Here is a 17,288-nt window from a genome sequence, read left to right as displayed (position 1 = left end):
CCGCACCGTCATATTTCAATTAGGCATATGACGTGGCGGATGATGACCGGTGAACTGGACACAGTGCCTGCCGCGGTAGCGGCGATCGCGAGCGGCGGCATGGCGCTCGTCGTGGACGACGAGAACCGCGAGAACGAAGGCGACCTGGTGCTGGCCGCGGAGAAGGCGACGGCGGCGAACATCGGGTTCCTGGTCCGGCACACCAGCGGCGTCCTGTGCGTGCCCATGGCCGGTGGCGACCTGGATCGACTCGACCTGCCGCCGATGACAGCGGTCAACCAGGATCCGAAGGGCACCGCGTACACGGTCTCGGTGGATGCCGCGGCGGGTGTCGGCACCGGCATATCGGCCGCCGACCGCGCCCACACCATGCGCGTGCTCGCCGATCCCGCCACCACACCGCAGGATCTCACCCGTCCCGGGCACGTGTTCCCGCTGCGGGCGCATCCGTGCGGCGTCTTGGGTCGGCAGGGTCATACCGAGGCCGCGGTCGACCTGGCGCGGCTGGCGGGCCTGCGCCCAGCCGGAGTCATCGCCGAGGTGGTGCGCGAGGACGGGTCGATGGCCAGGCTGCCCGAATTGCTCACCATGGCCAGGGTGCACGGGATTCCGATCATCTCCATCGCCGATCTGATCGACTATCGCCAGCGGCTGGAGTCGAGCGTTGCCCGGGTCGTCGAGACCCGGCTGCCCACTCGTTTCGGTGAATTCCGGCTGATCGGCTACCAGGACGCGGCGAACGACGCCGAACATCTCGCGCTGGTTCTCGGTGCGCCCGGAGACCGTGACGTGCTGACCCGGGTGCATTCGGAGTGCCTCACCGGCGACGCGTTCGGCTCGTTGCGCTGTGATTGCGGCGAGCAGCTGGACGCCGCCATGCAGGCGGTGGCGGCCGAGGGGCGCGGGGTCGTGGTGTACCTGCGCGGGCAAGAAGGACGCGGCATCGGGCTGCTCAACAAGCTGCGCGCCTACCAGCTGCAGGATGCGGGCGCCGACACCGTCGACGCGAACCTCCGCCTCGGGTTGCCCGTCGATGCCCGCCGCTACGGCGCGGCCGCGCGGATCCTCAGCGACCTGGGTGTGCGGTCGGTGCGGCTGCTCAGTAACAATCCCGCCAAGCAGGCCGGGCTGACCGAGTGCGGCATCGCCGTCGAACGGCGAATCCCTTTGCAGACGAGACCGACCGAGCACAACGGGCACTATCTGCGTGCCAAACGTGACCGTATGCGCCACCAGCTGACGGAGGTCGACGCCGCGGTCGCCATCCGATGAGACAGGGCGATTCCGGCGTTGAATTTGCCCAGAATGCTCTTCCGCACGAGGCGCGGTACATAGGGTTGACATCCATGGCGCGGCGTCCAATCGGCAATCTCCCCGCCGAGGTCACCAGCTTCGTCGGGCGCCGGGAAGAACTCGCCGCCGCGAAGCGGCTGCTGCCGACGACACGGGTGCTGACCCTGCTCGGTCCGGGTGGCGTGGGCAAGACCCGGCTGTCGCGCCAGATCGGCGTCACGGTCGCGCGCGCGTTCCCGGACGGGGTGTGGCTGGTCGAGCTGGCCGACGTGCACGACCCCGATCTGGTGACGGTGACCGTCGCGGAGGTGCTTGCCCTGCGTGATGACACGGCCGCGCCACTGCCCCGGCTCACCGAGTTCCTCGCGGACAAGCGGCTGCTGTTGATCCTGGACAACTGCGAGCACCTGGTCGACGCTTGCGCGGAGCTCGTCGGGACGATCGCGGCCACCACTGCCGACGTGCGGGTGCTGGCGACCAGCCGGGAGGTGCTCGGGGTGCAGGGCGAGCAGGTCATGCCGGTCGCGCCGCTGCCGCTACCGGACGGCGAGTCCGCCGACAGCGATGCGCTGCGGCTGCTCGCCGAGCGGGCCGGCGCCGCCAATCCCGGCTTCGCGGCGACCGCCGCCAATCGCGCTGCGCTGGCGGCGATCTGCCGCAGGCTCGACGGCATTCCGCTGGCACTGGAACTGGCCGCGTTGCGGTTTCGCATGTTCACCCCCGAACAGATCCTCGCTCGGCTCGACGACACCATGGGCCTGCTCAGTGCGGGACCGCGCCTCGCGCCGCAGCGGCAGCAGACCATCGAGGGCGCGATCCGCTGGAGCTACGACCTGTGCACCCCCGCCGAACAGCGGTTGTGGGAGCAGCTGTCGGTCTTCGCGGGCGGCTTCGATTACGAGGCCGCCGAGGCGGTGTGCGTGGTCGACTCCGGGCAGCGGACCCTCGTCGACGCGCTCACCGGCCTGCTGGACAAATCAGTGCTGAGCCTGCGGTACGAGGGCGACGCCGGGCGGTACTCCATGCTGGAGCCGATCCGCCAGTTCGCCCAGGACCGGCTGGCCGAGCGCGGCGACGAGCGCGCGGTGCGGGCCCGCCACCGCGATCACTACCGGCGGCTGGCGCTGCGCGGACGGACCGCGTACTGGAGTTCCGACGACGCCGCCTGGTTCCGGGAATTGAACCGGGAGCACGCGAATCTGCGCGCCGCTCTGCAGTTCTGCCTCACCGACGCACCGCAGTCGGCGATGGAGATGGCCACGGTGCTGCGGCCGTTCTGGGAGCACAACCGCTTCCTCACCGAGGGCTATCGCTGGCTGACCGACGCGCTGGCGAAGTCGAGCGAACCGACGGAGCTTCGCGCACGCGCGCTGTCCTCGGCGGCCTCGCTCGCGGCGCTGCTCTCGGATCGTGGGTCCGCTCGCCAGCTGGTGGACGAATGCGTCGCCTCGGCACGCAAACTCAACGCCCCGGACATCCTCGCGGAGGCGATGCTGGACTCGGCGCTGCTGGCCTTCAACGACGGCGACACCGCCCGTGCGCTCGAACTGGCCGAGACGGCAGTGCATCTGGCCGCGGAGTGCGGCCACCACGCGATGGAGATGGACAGCCTCGCCTTCGCCTTCGTGTGTGCGCTGGTGCTCGGCGACGCGCGCTCCACCGTCTTCGCCGAGCGGCTGCTGAGCCTGACCGCCGAACGGCGACCGTATCTGCTCGGCGGCCTGGCGCAGTGGTCGATGGGCCTGGATCACTGGCGACGCGGCGATCAGGATGCCGCTACCGAGTATCTCGCCCGGTCCATCGAGATGTTCCGCCTGTTCGACCGATGTGTCTGGCTGGCTTCGGCGTTCGAGGGACTGGCGTGGACGGCGGTCGCACGCGGTGACTTCGAGCGGGCCGCGCGCCTGCTCGGCGCCGCGGAGATTCTGGCGCGCAGCACGGTACGCCTGGCACACGCCATCACCGGCGTGTTGGGTGACAAGATGCGTAACCAGGTGCGAGAAGCTCTGGGCGACAAAGCGTTTCAGGAGATCTTCGACAGCGGCGCGGCGCTGTCGCTGGACGAGGCGATCGACTACGCGCTGGGGCGCACACCCGCTGCGGCCCAACCGGGGCGGGCGCCCGCCGCCGAGTCCGAGGCGGCGGACGTCCTCACCCGCCGCGAGAAGGACGTCGCCCGACTGGTGGCGGCCGGTCACAGCAACAAACGCATCGCCGCCGACCTGGTGATCTCGGTGCGCACCGCCGAAACCCACGTCGAGCACATTCTCACCAAGCTGGGCTTCACCTCCCGGACCCAGATCGCGGGATGGGTCCGGGATCACGGACTGTGACCGGCGGCCGCGATCAGAGCCCTGCGGTGAGGAAATCGACCACGGCGCGTTCGAACGCCGACTTGCGCTCGATCTGCACCCAATGCCCGCACCGGGCGAAGACGCGCAGGTCGGCGCGCGGAATCTGCCGCGCAGGCAACAGCGACGCCTCCACCGGCGTCACCCGATCGTCGCGACCCCACAGGATCTGTGTCTCCGAGCGCAGGGCGCGCAGCCGGGCCCACAACGGAACCGGTTCGGCGAGAGCGGGGTCGGCGAAGGTCGCGTAGGCGTCGCGCAGCGCGGCGATGGCGGCCGGATCCGAGGCGGCGGCCAGTCGGGCGTCGATCAGCTCGTCGGTCAGGATCGCCGGATCCGACACCATGGTGCGCAGCCAGGACACCAGGCGCTGCCGGGTGGGATCGGCGCTGAACTCCAGCAGCCGCGTGATCCCCTCGGACGGTTCCGGCCCCAGCACATTCACCCCGACGCCGCCGGGCGCCATCAGCACCAGCCGGTCTACCCGGTCGGGATGCTCCAGTGCCAGCAGCGTCGCGACCGCGCCGCCCATCGAATTACCCAGCAGGTGCGCGCGTTCCACGCAGAGGTCATCGAGCACGCCCAGTACCGCATCGGCCGAGATGCGCAGGTAGTTGCGTTCGTACACCTCGGGACGGCCGCTGCCGCCGAAGCCCGGCTGATCCACGATCAGGCAGCGGAAACGCTGCGCGAGCACCGGGAGATTCGCGCCGAAGTTGACCCAGCCCGAGACGCCTGGCCCGGAGCCGTGCAGCAGCACGAGCGGCGACCCTGCCCCGGCCTCGTGGTATCGCAGTGTCAGCCCGGCCGTCGTGCTCCAGCGTGTGGTGTTCTCGGCGGTGAGCGTCATCAGATCATCCGATCCGTGACCGGCAGCCCGAACGCGTCGCGGCCGTAGAGAACCAGCGCGCGTTCGACGTCGTTGATGACGTGCACGCTGCCCGCGTGCGCGTCGCGCCAGTGCCGTTCGATCGGATTGGGTTTGCGGATCGAGTGGCCGCCGGAGTTGTCGAAGAGCAGGTCGATGGCCTCGATGGCGCGTTCGGTGCCGCGCACCTGGTCGCGGCGGCTGCGCACCCGCAGTTCGACGGGGATTTCCTCGCCCGCCTCGGCATAGCGCAGCTGCTCGCTGATGTTGCGCTCCATCTGCAGGATGGCGGCGTCGATCTCGGAGGCGGCGCGCGCCACCCGGACGTGCGCGAATGGATCTTCCGCCGCTTTCTGCCCGCCATACGAGATCCGCACCCGTTCCCGCATGCGTTCGATATGCGCTTCGTAAGCGCCCTCGGCGGCGCCGATGATGGGTGCGGTGATGGTGTTGGAGAACACCGCGCCGAACGAGATCCGATACAGCGGTGCGGTATTCACCTCCTGCCCGGGTCCGCGCAGTTCCGCCTGCGCATTGGCGCTGTAGGTCCGGTAGGCGGGTACGAACGCGTTCTCGATGACGATGTCGTTGCTGCCGGTGCCGGACAGACCCGACACATGCCACACGTCCTCGATGCGGTAGTCGGTGCGCGGCACCAGAACGGTCAGGTACTCCGCTTCCCCCGCGTCGTTCGGCACGACCGCGCCGAGAAAGGCCCAGCGGGCGTGATCGCACCCGGAGGAGAAGCTCCAGCGACCGCTGATCTCGAACCCGCCCTCGACGCGGGTGAGCTTGCCGGTCGGCGCGTACGACGACGAGACCAGGGTGTCCGGATCGGCGCCCCACACATCTTCCTGCGCTCGCAGCGGGAACAGCGCCAGCTGCCACGGGTGCGCGCCCAGCACCGACGACACCCACGCTGTGGACGGGCAGGCGGTGGCGATGGCGCGGATCACCGCGTAGAACGCGACCGGCGAGGATTCGTCGCCGCCGAAGCGCGACGGCTGCAGCATGCGGAACACGCCGGCCTCGGTCAGCTCCCGGATGCTCTGGTCGGGCACGCTGCGCCGCAGGTCGGTGTCGGCGGCTCGGTCCCGGATCGCGGGCAGCAGATCCCGCACCCGATCGAGCACCTTGTTGGTCATACCGGTAGTCCTCCTGGTAGTGCTTGCGTTTCGACGCTAGGCCGGTGCGGCGCCGTCGGATCCGATCCATCCCGATGATCGGAACCCACCGTGCGGCTGGAGTTGTCGCGGGCCGCGGCGACGCCCGCGCGGCGGCCGAAGAAGGTGCCGTCACCGAGCGAGGTGCCGCTGATGTATCCCTCGCCGTGCAGGTTGCTGGCGGCGCGGCCCGCGGCGAACAGGCCGGGAATCGCGGCGCCGTCGATATCGAGCACCGCGCCGTCGAGCGAGGTGTGCAGTCCGCCGAGAGTGAAGACGGAGGCGCCGGTGCCGCGGCGATCGCCGGACTCGGCCGGTGGCCGCACGCCCGCCTTGACGTCGATCGCGGCGAACGGCGGCGTGAGGGGCCGCACCCAGCGCGCCGCTTTCCCGAACTCGGGGTCCACACCGTCGGCGGCGAAGGCGTTGTATCGGCGGACGGTATCGGCCAGCGCGGCCGCCGGGACGCCCATGAGCTCGGCGAGTTCCTCGACGGTCTCGGCCACATGCGTGGGCCGAACACCCCACCGCTGCTGCTGCGGCACCTCGTCGTAGGCCCGTTCGTCCAGCACGACCCAGGTGTCCATGCCCGGCCCGAACAGCGCCGCCTGACCGATCCGGCCGGGGTAGGTGTCCTCGTTGACGAACCGCTGCCCATGCCCGTTCACCACCATGCCGCGCGCGGCCAGGCCCGGGACGAGCGAGATGCCGACCTGCCCTGTGGACATGTGCCGCACGGCCGCGCCGATCGCCTGCGCCATCCGGATACCGCTGCCGTCATCGGTGCCCGCGCTGACCTTGGTGTGCCCCAGCAGTTTCGGCGCATGTGCCGCCAGCATGGCGTCGTTGTCGACGAAACCGCCGGTCGTCAGCACTACGCCGCGGCGGGCCCGGACAGACAGCTCGGTGCCGTACCGCCGAGCCACCACACCGACGACCGCGCCGTCGTCCGCGACGATCAGACAGGTCGCCCGAGTGTCGAAAAGCGCCGTCGCACCGGCGGATCGGGCGGCCTCGGCAAGGCGGTCCATGAGCAGCTTGCCGCCGAAGTCGGCGGCGGACGGGCGATGTCCGCGGGGCGCGGGCCGGGCGAGTTCGGCGAACGGCCAGCTGTTCTCCCCCAGCCACATGAGGCCGTCGTCCGTGGGCGGCACCCAGACAGGCGCATCCCACAACGTGGGCTTGAACGGTACGCCGCGGGCGGCGAGCCAGTGGAAATGCGCGACGCTGTCCTCGCTGTAGCGAGTGATCTTCTCTGTATCGGCGCCCGGGCCGAGCGCGGCCGACAGAAACGCGGCCATGGCCGCCGGGTCGTCGTCGAAGCCGCACGCCTTTTGGATCGGTGTGCCGCCGCCGAGATAGATCTCGCCGCCCGACAGTGCCGACGCGCCGCCGGGACCACCCATCCGATCCAGCACCAGCACCTGCGCGCCCGCCCGCGCCGCCTCGAACGCCGCGGCGGCCCCGGCGCATCCGTAACCGACCACCAGCACGTCGGTCTCGATGTCGTAGGCGCGCACCTCGGCGGCCTCCCTGGGCGCGACCGAATCACGACCACTCATGGCACCGACTTTCCCCGGCCGCGGGAGGTTCCTGGTCGCCTGTCTTGGTGAGCGACCCTCCGGTCCCGTTCATCGGGACTGCGGGCCGTCGCGGGGTCGGCGGCTGGCGATGGTTGTGAACGGCGTCACGTCTGCGTGGGCGTCAGCGAGGAGGAAGAATTCATGCGGGTCCTGGTCACCGGAGTGTCCGATCCGACCGGTCGCGCGGTGGCGCGCATGGTGCTGGCCGCCGGTTACGACGTGGTCGGGCTGGACCGTGAGCGGCACCGGTACGTCGACCCCCGAGTCCAGGTGATCACCGGCGATCCGGCCGACCCATCGATCTGCGCACAGGCCGTCGCCGGTTGCGCGACAGTCGTGCACCTGGGCGGTTCGCTCGCCGCGATCGCGGTGGCGGCCCGGGAGGCCGGAGCGCGGCTCGTGGTCCCCGTGGTTGCGGGCCGGAATTCGGTCGCCACGGATGTCGTGCGATCCAGCGGCGTGAACGCCCTGATCGTGCGCACCGCTCCCGTGGCGGGCAGGCGCGTCGATCGGGACAGTTGGCGGAACCTGGTGCCGTTGCTGGGTTCGCGCCGCTCGGGCGGATTCCAGGTGTTGCACACCGACGACTTCGAACGGTTTCTCGTGATTGCCGCGGTGTCGCCGCGTACCGGCGTTGTCGAATTGGCTGCGTCCGGCACGGTTTCCGGCGAGGACGCGCACCGCATCGCCGACGCGGCGGGCAGGCGAATGTCCAGCTGGGTGACCAGTACCCGGCCGGTGCCGCTGGTGGATACGACGGCGGCACGCGACGAGTGGGGATTCCGCTGCGGTTGGACCGCCTCCGAAGTAGCCGCCGACATCGTCCGCGGACTTGTTGGCCGCAGGCTCGACGGTGACGACTTCGTCGACCTGCCCGGCGCGATCCCCTTGCCCGGTTATGTGATACCCGCTCGTGCGAGCACATCGGACGGCCATTCCCTGGTGTCGGTGGCGCCGGAAGGACTCGAAGGCGAATTCGACGATCGCGTCGACCCGGCCTACCCGGTACACACCGCGACGAACACCTCCGAGGCGCTGCCCGGACCGCTGACACCGCTCACCGTCGATCTGCAGGCGGGCGCGATCCGGCTGGCCAACGCGGCGATGGGCAGGATGATCGCACTGGATGGAATAGCGCTGGAGCACTGGACCAGTCGCGTCACGACCGTGCTCGGCCACCACATCTACATCAACGCCTCCATCGGGGTCCTGGCCGCGGAGAACATGCCCGGCTGGGACGAGCAGAGCATCCGGCGCGACGTGTACGGCAACATTCCGGCCGAGATCTCGCTGACCCCCCACGGCAAGCCGCCCACCCCCACCGGTTTCGCCAGTACCCGCGCCACCTGGCGCGCGGCGGGCCGGGTGTTGCGCACGGCGCTGCGATATCGCGAGACCACCGAGGGGATCAACGCCGCCGCGCATCAGGAAACCTTGGGCACGGCGGCGATACGTGAACTCACCGACGAGCAGCTGCACGCCAGGGCTCTGCTGTGGCGCGACCGGCTCAACCAGTCCTGGGCGGCGGCGTCCATCGGCGTCATGATGACCGGCGCGGCCACCGCCATCCACTCCCGCGGCAAGGAATCCGCGCCCGTGCCCATTGATCTCGAGCGGCTGGAGTCGGCCAGAACCATGCTCGCCGTGGAACGGCTCGCCGAATTGTGCCGCGGCGACACCGCGTTGCACGGCGCGGCACACGCGGGTGATGTCGCGGCGGCTCGGGCGATCTCCCCGGCCTTCGCGGCCGCGCTGGAGGAAGAGCTGCGGAGGATCGGGCATCGCGGACCGGGTGAATGCGAGCTGATCAACCCGACCTTCGGCGACCGGCCCGAACTGTTGGTGATCGCCGCCGCGCGAGCCGCCGAGATGCCCGCGCCCAAGCGGGAACCGGTCGACCCGGCGCCGAGCCGCACCGCACGGATGGCGGCGGGAGCGACGATGGCGCGCGAACGCGTCCGCGACGCCGTCGTCCGGTACACCCATTGCCTGCGCCTGGCCGTACGCGAACGCGCGGAACGGCTGATCCGGGCGGGGTGGCTCCAGGAAGCCGAAGACGCCTGCTTCTTGACGCTCGACGAAATCCTCTGGGCGCCTGCCGATATGGCCGAGCGCGTGGCACGTCGGCGCGCGGAGCTGACCCGGCTGCGGGGCGTGCGGATGCCGGATGTGATCGCGGGCGAGTGGGAACCGCTACCCGCCGCGGGCGCTCTGGCGCCGGGAGACAGCCTCACCGGCATCGGGGTGTGCCCCGGCGTGGTGGAGGGCACCGTGAAGCGGGTGCTGTCCCTGGACGACGACATCGAGCCGGGCGACATCCTCGTGGCTTCGGTCACCGACACCGGGCACACCGCGATGTTCGCCTACGCCTCGGCGGTGGTCACCGACATCGGCGGCTCCGCCTCGCACGCGGCCATCGTGGCCAGGGAATTCGGCATCCCCTGTGTCGTCGACACCAAGACCGCCAGCACCAGCCTGGCCGACGGGCAGCGGGTGCGCGTCGACGGGTCGGCGGGCACGGTCACCCTGCTCGTCGACGCCTGAGCTCGGGCCGGGATCACCCGGCCCGTTCGCCGGTTCGGCGTCGCCGGGCCGCGACCCAATGGAAGGAATGATCCAGTGACGATTTCGCGTGCTGTTCGCAGTGCGGTGGCTGGTGTCGCCGCCGCAATGATCGCCGTGTTCCCGTCCACGACCGCACTGGCGGGCCCAGGGCTCGTCCATACCGTGCACAACCGTTCCATGGAGCTATCGGCGGCGCCGAATGCCCGGGATATCGGCGACTATCCCACGCAGGGCAACGGCAAGCTGCGCACGGGCGTCGTCTTCCGCACCGAAGCCCTGGACAAGCTCACCGCCGCTGACCAGCAGAAGCTGGTGACGTCGGGCATCACCAAGGTGATCGACTTCCGCAGCCCGGCCGAGGTACAGGCCAACCCCGACAAGCTCCCCGCCTCGATCCCCGCGCAGGCGCGTCCGGTGTACGACCCGGGCAACGACTTCTACGTCATGGTCGGCAAGGCGGTGCAAGGCGGGCCCGCGGTGCAGCAGCAGATGTTCGGTGACGGCAGGGCCGCCGAGATCATGCGCGGCTACTATCGCTGGTTCGTCGCCGACGCCACGGCTCGCGCGCAGTTCGGCGCCGCCATCCGGGATGTCGCGAACGCCACCGGACCGGTGCTCTACCACTGCACGGCGGGCAAAGACCGCACCGGCTGGATGACCGCGATCCTGATGACCGCGCTCGGCGTGCCGAAGGGCCAGGTGTACAAGGACTATCTGGAATCGAACGACAACTTGGCCGCGGGCAACAAGGCGCTGATGGACGGTTTGGTGGCCAGGGGGCTGGTCACCGATCCCGCCCTGTTCGATCCGATCCTCGGCGTGCGCGGTGACTTCCTCGACGCCGCGTTCGACCAGGCCGGTGCGTCGTTCGGGTCGTTCGACCGATTCGTCTCCGACGGCCTCGGCATCGACGGTGCGACGCTGGACGCGCTGAAATCCAAGCTGCTGCCCCAGTAGTCGCGGATGAGAGCGGGTCGGTGGGTTGTGATCCACCGACCCGCTCGACTATGTGGGGTCGTCCATAGGGTTGTGGGTATGACCGAGGTGGATTGGTACTGCGATGAGGTTATTCCTCGCAGGATCGACATCGACATCGTCGTCGAGACGGACGATGTGCTGGCATTCCGTCCGCCGATTCGCGGATTCGGAACCGATCACGTCATCGTGGTGCCCAAACGGCATGTCCGTTCCTTGCTGGAGTTGGAACCGGCGTTGGGTGCTGACCTGTTGGAGGTCACCCAGGACGTCGCGAGGCGCCTTGTCGACGAGCATGGTGGATGCCAGGTCCTGACGACTCTCGGCAACGAACAGCACAACCGCCACCTGCACATCCATCTCGCCGTGGGCGAGGGTGTGGCGCGGTTCGTCACGTGATCAATCTTCCGGTGCGATCAGCACTTCGCGCAGTCGTGCCAGCTCCGCGGCGGTCAGCCCGCTGGTCAGCAACCATTCGGCCGCGCCGCCGTACTCGGCGGACAGGTTCGCCAGGAACCGCCGCATCACCTCGGCTTCGACACCGAGAATGCCGGTGCTGACCGGCGGCAGCCCCGCGTAGGAGGGGAGCGCGTCGAGCCGGTCGCGGACCCGCCGCATGCGTTCGCCGGTCAGCGCGTAGTCGGCCGCGATCGCCTCCGGCGGCACGCCGACCGCGTCCAGCAGCACCGCGGCCAGCACACCGGTGCGGTCCTTGCCCGCGGCGCAATGGAACAGCACCGAATGGCGGCCCGCGTCGACGACGAGCCGTACGGCCGCCACGATGGAATCGGCGCTGCCCGCCAGCAGCTTGTCGTACAGGTCGACCAGATCGACCCGGCTGGAGTCCGGCACCAGATCGCGTGCCGCCAGCGACGATTGCGGCGACTTCCGCACGGGCAGGCAGACTCGTGCCACGTCGGCGGTGGCGAGCAGTCCGCAGCCCTCCTGCTCCACCTCGTCGGGCAGCCGCAGGTCGATCACCGTGCGCAGACCGATCGGGCCGAGCAGTTTCGCCAGATCGGACTCGGTGAGGTTCTGCGGAGTGCTGGAGCGATAGACCACCCCGAAACGCGTTGTGCCGCCATCCTGCACAGGTAGCCCGCCCAGATCGCGCACGTTGTCGATCTGGGCGAAGTCGACCCAGCGGCCGTCCGGCATTGTCGATTCCCCCGCGGTATCAGTGGGCACGGCCGGCCGCCGCCTCGTCGGCGCGGCTCAGGCCGCACAGTCCGATCAGGTCCTCGTGCAGCTCGAACCACACGGTGTGGTAGCTGTCGAGCACGGGACGGGCGACCCAGGAGTGATCCCCGGCGGTGATCCGCTCCATCGCATGCGCGAATCGGCCGGTGTACCGCGCCAAACGCGGTGCGAGCTCGCCGATCCGCCGCAGCAGCGGTTGCACGGCGCGGTGCAGTTCGGTGAGCCGGACCAGTACGGCGCCGTCGTACTCGGCGTCGGCGTGATCGTTGACGGTTGCCGGATCCTTCATCTGCCACGCGGTCACGATGTTCTTGAGATCGCCGTTGAACGCGCAGAATTCGGCGTAGACGGAGGCGATCGCGGCCCGGTCGGCTTCCCGTCGTTCCGTCGCGAGCAGGCCGTCCAAGTGCTGTCTGCCTTCAACCGTGAGGCGCACACCGATCGGCGTCGCGGCGCACAACCCCTCGGCGACCAGCTCTTCGCATCGGGCGGCGATGATCTCGGTCGATGCGCCGAGGCCCGTGGCGAGCGCGTCGTGGGCGGCACGTCCCTTGATCGCGATCAGCCGCAGCAGGTCGAGGTCGGGAACCTTCGTCACCGTGGCGGGTTCCGCGTCCACCTGGGCCGACGCCGCGGTCGCACGCGCGTCCAGCCACTCCTCCAATCCGTCGGCGTCGGTGCCCGCCCAGTCGGCCAATCGAGCGACATCCGCGAGGGTGCCGGCGTCGACGGGTTTGCCTTCGACCCGCCCCTGCCACACCGTGCCCGCGCCGCCGTCGACGGTGACGACCTGACCGGCCAGCCCTTCGACCACACCGGGACCGCAGCCGACCACACACGGCCTGCCGATTTCGCGACTGACCAGCGCGGCGTGCGACGTGACGCCACCGAGTCCGGTGACGATCGCCCGGGCGGCGATCATGCCGTGCAGATCGTCCGGGCTGGTGGTCGGGCGCACCAGGATCACGTCCTCACCCGCCTCCGCGCGGCGCTCCGCCTCGTGCGGATCGGTCACGACGACACCCGTGGCCAGTCCAGGACAGGCGGATTCGCCGCGGGCCAGCGGCGTCCCCGTGGACGCACCGGTCGCCGGACGCAGCACGGCCCGCACCTGATCAGCGGTGACCCGGTCCAGCGCCTCCTTCGCGCCGATGAGTCCCTCGTCGGCCATCGCCACCGCGGCACGGACCGCCGCCCGCGCCGAACGCTTCGCGGGACGGGACTGCAACAGCCACAAGACGCCGGATTCGACGGTGAATTCGATGTCCTGGATATCGCGGCCATCGCGTTCCAGCAGTTCGGCCGCCGCCAGGAGTTGATCGTGCGCCTGCGGCAGCAGGGTGGCCAGCTCGTCGAGCGGCCGCGGGGTCGTCCGGCCCGACACCACGTCTTCGCCCTGGCCGCCGACCAGCCATTCGCCGAACATCGCGCGCTGCCCCGTGTTGGGGTCGCGGCTGAACAGCACACCGGTGCCGGACTTCTCGTCGAGATTCCCGAAGACCATCGCCTGTACCGTGACCGCGGTGCCCGGCGCGCCGGTCACCCCGCGATTGCGCCGGTAGGTCTGGGCGCGCGGCGAATCCCAGGACCGGAACACCGCGCTGATGGCGCCCCGCAACTGCTCCCAGGGGTCGGTGGGCACCACACCGGCGGGATCACCCAGCACGGTTTCGCTGTATTGGGCGCGGAAGCGTTTCCAAGTATCGGCCGCATAGGTCGGGTTGCCGCTCTCGGCGGCCAGTGCTCGCGTAACGGCCTCGTTCATGCCGAGGTTCAGCACCGTGTCCATCATCCCGGGCATGCTCACCGCGGCGCCCGAGCGCACCGACACCAGCAGCGGGCGGGTGCCGGATCCGAAGGTCCGTCCGGTGCCGCGTTCGAGGGCGGCTATGCCCGCGCGGACCGCGCGCCAGACGTCTTCGCCGATCAGCCCGCGTGCCGAGAAGTCGGCCCAGGCGTCGATGCTGATCACGAACGCGGGCGGCACCGAAAGACCGAGGGCTCGCATGCGGTTGATGCTCCATGCCTTCCCGCCGATCCGTTCCCGGGACAGCGAACAGGTGCCGTCGAGAACCACAACCGGCGCCGCGCCCGCCGCCTCGTCGTTTCGCTCCACTAGCTCTGCTCCGGCGGTCATGTCACTCCTTAGCAATCACTGAACAGCCTGTGCCCCCCAGTCCGATTCGGATGTCCCACCCGGACTGTGTCCGGCCGGGTACGAACCGCGGCGCGGCACACCTGTCGCCCGATTCGAGCCTGCCGTGTCATCGGTCACCTGCCGTAGCCGTGGTCCCGCTGAGCAGGATCAGCCCGCGGCTGTCCGAAGGGGACGATGGTCAGCGCGATCTCGAACCAATCACCGATGCCGAACCCGATGATGAATATCGGTGCCGACACCAGGCCCGGAATGTGTGGGAGAGCGAACATCCCGGTCAGCGGGATATGTGGCAGTGATCGGGCGGGAGCGAGCGGCTCATGCGGCAGGATCGCCGCATGGATCGACGGCGCGCGGCCACCGGCGAGCTCGCGACGATTCCCGCGGTGGTGGCCGACCGGGCACGGCGACACGGTGCGCGCGTGGCGGTAGTGACGCCCGAGGAGAAGCTCACCTATGCAGAGCTCGCCACGGAAGCACAGCGCGTCACGCGGGCGATGATGTGGCTGGGAGTGCAGCCCGAGGACCGCGTGGCGATCTGGGCGCCCAACGGCGCGCGATGGGTGATCGCCGCGCTCGGCGTACTCGGCGCTGGGGCGACGCTGGTTCCGGTCAGCACACGGCTACGCGGTCGAGAGGCGGCCGAGATCCTCGCACGCAGCCGGTGTCGCATGCTGTTCACCGTGCGCGAGTTCCTCGGCAACGACTACCCGCGGATGCTGCGGGAATCGCGACACACGCTGCCGGAGCTGCGGACGACGGCGCTCCTCCACGGTCCGACCGGCCGCAACCATGATGCGAACCCGCACTCGCGGCAGCGCTTTCCCGACCGTGCCCGCGATGGGATCGGCGGGCGCTTCGGGCGGGCACACCATGAGGATCTGTCGTGGTCTGGATTTCTCGCGCTCGCCACCGGAGTAGCTGTGGCGGAGGCGGAGGAGCGCAGCGCCTCCGTGGACCCGGAGGCAGTCTGCGACATTCTGTTCACCTCCGGCACCACAGGTGTCCCGAAGGGCGTGCCCGCCACCCACCGGCAGACGATCGAAACGTTCACGTGGTGGGCCGACGCGGTCACCCTCTCCGGCGACGACCGGTATCTGCTGGTCAACCCGTTCTCCCACACCTTCGGGTACAAAGCGGGAATCATCGCGTGCCTGCTGCGCGGGGCAACCATGGTGCCCGTGGACCGATTCGATCCGGAGCAGGTGTTCGCCCTCATCGAGCGCGAGCGGATCACCGTGCTGACCGGCCCCCCGACGCTCTTCCACGACTTGCTCGACCATGATCGGCGGCAAGCCCATGACCTCCGTTCACTGCGTCTGGCGGGTACCGGTGGTGCGAGCGTGCCGACCGGGTTGGTGCAGCGGATCCGTCGGGATCTCGGCGCCGAAAAGGTGTTCACCGCATACGGGCTGACCGAATCGAACGGTGTCGTCACGGTGTGCCCGCCCGATGCACCCGCCGATCGCCTCGCGGGCACGGTCGGGAAAGCGCTGCCGGGAGTGTGGGTTCGCATCGTGGATGCGGCGGGTCGGCCCCTACCGGCCGGTGAGCCGGGGCAGATCGTCGTGCGTGGTCCCACCGTGATGCACGGCTACCTCGATGATCCCGAGGCGACGTCTGCCGCCATCGATTCCGGCGGCTGGCTGCACACCGGCGACATCGGCACCCTGGACGCCGACGGCTACCTGCGCATCACCGATCGCCTCGCGGACATGTTCATCGTCGGGGGTTTCAACGCCTACCCGGCCGAGATCGAGCGAATTCTCCTCGCGCACCCCGATATTCGCGAAGCGGCGGTGGTCGGCGTCCCCGATTCCCGGCTCGGTGAGGTGGGCTGCGCCTTCGTCGTCCGCAATGGCCCCGCCGATATCGACGCGGCGGAGATCATCGCGTGGGCCCGTACCCGCATGGCCGGGTACAAGGTCCCGCGTCGCATCGAGTTCGTGGCGTCCTTACCCCGCAACGCCAGCGGAAAGGTTCTCAAACGCATCCTGCGTTCATCTGGGGGCCGATCATGAGCAGCTGTGTACGTCGCGGCAGGCCGCTTGATCCTCGATGCTCGTTGCACACCGATCGGCATCGCCGAATCCGGCTTCGGCGTGGAAACACGATGCGGTTCAGGGAACGGCGGTGAACAGCTCGTAGCTGTGGCCGTCGGGGTCGCGAACGTAGACCCCTCGCCCACCTGCCAGGTGGTTGATCTGCCGGTCCCATCCGTGTTCCGGGCCGGAGCCGTACTCGACAGCGGGCCACTTCGTCAGCCGCTCCAGCACGGCGTCGAAGATGTCGTCATCGACCAGGAAGGCGTAATGACCGGGCTCGACCCGCCCACGGTCGTCGAAGTCGAACGTCAGATCGTCGTTGACTCGCACGGGCACGAACGGTCCGCTCGCAGCGGATACCGGCAACCCCATCAGCTCGGCGAAAAACGTTGCCGCGGATTGCTTGTCGGTCGCCGGGACAATCGTGTGATTGAGAACGATGGACATCGCCACCTCCTGCGTAGCGGACCCGGACAGGGTCACTTGTATGCGATACGCACACAAATATATGTGCGTATCGCATACAATGTCGAGCGTGAGTACCCGTGACACTCGAGACAACCGAACCACGGCCGGTCCCGCGGTGGCCGACTCCGGCGATGTGGTCGACGGCGGCCCGGCACTGTTTCGGCTGGTCCGTTTCTGGTCGCGCCGCTGGAGCAGCCAGGCACTCACGCGAGCCACCCGGGAATCGGACGGAGAGCTGCGGCGCGTGCAGCACATCCAGGTCGTGGAAGCCGTCGCCGCCGCGCTGCGGACGGGTGCGGAGGCCACCGTCACCGACGTCGCCGACCAGCTCGGTCTGGACCACTCCGGCGCCAGCCGCATGGTGCGTGACGCCGTCGCGGCCGGATACCTCGCCCGCGGCGACTCCGCCCACGACCGCCGCCGAGTCGTCGTGCGACTCACCGGCAGCGGACACGAGCTGCTGGCCGCGTCCCACGACTGGCAACGACAGTGCTTCGACCAGCTCACCGCGACCTGGAACGAGCACGACCGCCGCCGATTCGCCGTCTATCTGCAACGCCTCGCCGACGAAACGATCCAGTGATCCGCCGGTACATCGCTTCGAAATCCGTGGGGAGACAGG

The 17,288-nt window shown here is 69.6% G+C and carries 14 protein-coding genes; 7 read left to right on the top strand and 7 right to left on the bottom strand.

From position 1 onward, the window contains the following. Positions 1-27: 27 nt before the first annotated feature. Together ON34_RS12000 and ON34_RS38075 are read left to right on the top strand one after the other, a co-directional pair. Positions 28-1,272, top strand: a complete 1,245-nt coding sequence (locus ON34_RS12000; RefSeq protein ID WP_040778310.1) for a bifunctional 3,4-dihydroxy-2-butanone-4-phosphate synthase/GTP cyclohydrolase II — start codon at positions 28-30, stop codon at positions 1,270-1,272. 74 nt (positions 1,273-1,346) lie between these two features. Beyond that, positions 1,347-3,626, top strand: coding sequence for a LuxR C-terminal-related transcriptional regulator (locus ON34_RS38075; RefSeq protein ID WP_051022403.1), 2,280 nt, complete (start codon positions 1,347-1,349; stop codon positions 3,624-3,626). Between the two features lie 13 nt (positions 3,627-3,639). Here the strand turns inward: ON34_RS38075 and ON34_RS11990 are convergent, their stop codons facing one another. From ON34_RS11990 to ON34_RS11980, 3 genes are read right to left on the bottom strand one after another with little or no spacing between them, the layout of a single operon-like run. Further along, on the bottom strand, positions 3,640-4,494 hold the full coding sequence (locus ON34_RS11990) for an alpha/beta fold hydrolase (RefSeq protein WP_040778304.1): 855 nt from the start codon (positions 4,492-4,494) through the stop codon (positions 3,640-3,642). Next, positions 4,494-5,657 (bottom strand): 3-hydroxy-9,10-secoandrosta-1,3,5(10)-triene-9,17-dione monooxygenase oxygenase subunit, encoded by a 1,164-nt coding sequence (hsaA, locus tag ON34_RS11985; RefSeq protein ID WP_040778301.1) that lies wholly within the window; start codon positions 5,655-5,657, stop codon positions 4,494-4,496. The genes ON34_RS11990 and hsaA overlap by 1 nt, the downstream gene beginning before the upstream one ends. Further along, complete coding sequence (locus tag ON34_RS11980; RefSeq protein WP_063821665.1) at positions 5,654-7,237, bottom strand: FAD-dependent oxidoreductase; 1,584 nt, start codon at positions 7,235-7,237, stop codon at positions 5,654-5,656. The genes hsaA and ON34_RS11980 overlap by 4 nt, the downstream gene beginning before the upstream one ends. Positions 7,238-7,399: 162 nt before the next feature. Here ON34_RS11980 and ON34_RS11975 point away from each other — a divergent pair, with 162 nt between their 5' ends. From ON34_RS11975 to ON34_RS11965, 3 genes are all read left to right on the top strand, one after another. Then, positions 7,400-9,802 (top strand): PEP-utilizing enzyme, encoded by a 2,403-nt coding sequence (locus ON34_RS11975; protein ID WP_157172272.1) that lies wholly within the window; start codon positions 7,400-7,402, stop codon positions 9,800-9,802. Between the two features lie 75 nt (positions 9,803-9,877). Next, positions 9,878-10,780, top strand: a complete 903-nt coding sequence (locus ON34_RS11970; protein ID WP_157172271.1) for a tyrosine-protein phosphatase — start codon at positions 9,878-9,880, stop codon at positions 10,778-10,780. A gap of 78 nt (positions 10,781-10,858) precedes the next feature. Further along, positions 10,859-11,197 carry an HIT family protein gene (locus ON34_RS11965; RefSeq protein WP_040778295.1) on the top strand — a complete coding sequence of 113 codons (339 nt, stop codon included), beginning with the start codon at positions 10,859-10,861 and terminating at the stop codon, positions 11,195-11,197. On the opposite strand, the gene ON34_RS11960 is transcribed toward ON34_RS11965, so the two are convergent. The 3 genes from ON34_RS11960 to ON34_RS35985 form a co-directional block, all read right to left on the bottom strand. Continuing rightward, entirely contained in the window at positions 11,198-11,986 is a 789-nt protein-coding gene (locus ON34_RS11960) for a tyrosine-protein phosphatase (protein WP_157172270.1), read from the bottom strand. After that, the gene (locus tag ON34_RS11955) at positions 11,976-14,135 is read right to left on the bottom strand and encodes a pyruvate, phosphate dikinase (RefSeq protein WP_083889334.1); all 2,160 of its coding nucleotides are present in this window, start codon (positions 14,133-14,135) and stop codon (positions 11,976-11,978) included. Before ON34_RS11955 ends, ON34_RS11960 begins: the two co-directional genes overlap by 11 nt. A gap of 134 nt (positions 14,136-14,269) precedes the next feature. Continuing rightward, a complete protein-coding gene (locus ON34_RS35985; protein WP_157172269.1) occupies positions 14,270-14,425 on the bottom strand; it encodes a hypothetical protein in 156 nt (51 codons plus the stop codon). 66 nt (positions 14,426-14,491) lie between these two features. Here ON34_RS35985 and ON34_RS11950 point away from each other — a divergent pair, with 66 nt between their 5' ends. Beyond that, complete coding sequence (locus ON34_RS11950) at positions 14,492-16,174, top strand: FadD3 family acyl-CoA ligase (RefSeq protein WP_040778540.1); 1,683 nt, start codon at positions 14,492-14,494, stop codon at positions 16,172-16,174. Between the two features lie 99 nt (positions 16,175-16,273). Here ON34_RS11950 and ON34_RS11945 read toward each other — a convergent pair whose 3' ends face one another. Further along, positions 16,274-16,645, bottom strand: a complete 372-nt coding sequence (locus tag ON34_RS11945) for a VOC family protein (RefSeq protein WP_040778537.1) — start codon at positions 16,643-16,645, stop codon at positions 16,274-16,276. Between the two features lie 88 nt (positions 16,646-16,733). Here ON34_RS11945 and ON34_RS11940 point away from each other — a divergent pair, with 88 nt between their 5' ends. Then, positions 16,734-17,249: a MarR family winged helix-turn-helix transcriptional regulator gene (locus tag ON34_RS11940; protein ID WP_245547992.1), complete on the top strand. Its 516-nt coding sequence runs from the start codon at positions 16,734-16,736 to the stop codon at positions 17,247-17,249. Positions 17,250-17,288: the final 39 nt, after the last annotated feature.

Origin of the sequence: Nocardia pneumoniae NBRC 100136, from assembly GCF_000308755.1 — a bacterium.
GTDB lineage: Bacteria > Actinomycetota > Actinomycetes > Mycobacteriales > Mycobacteriaceae > Nocardia > Nocardia pneumoniae.
The sequence above is the reverse complement of the archived record's forward strand: the minus strand, read 5'-3'. Positions and strand labels throughout refer to the sequence as shown.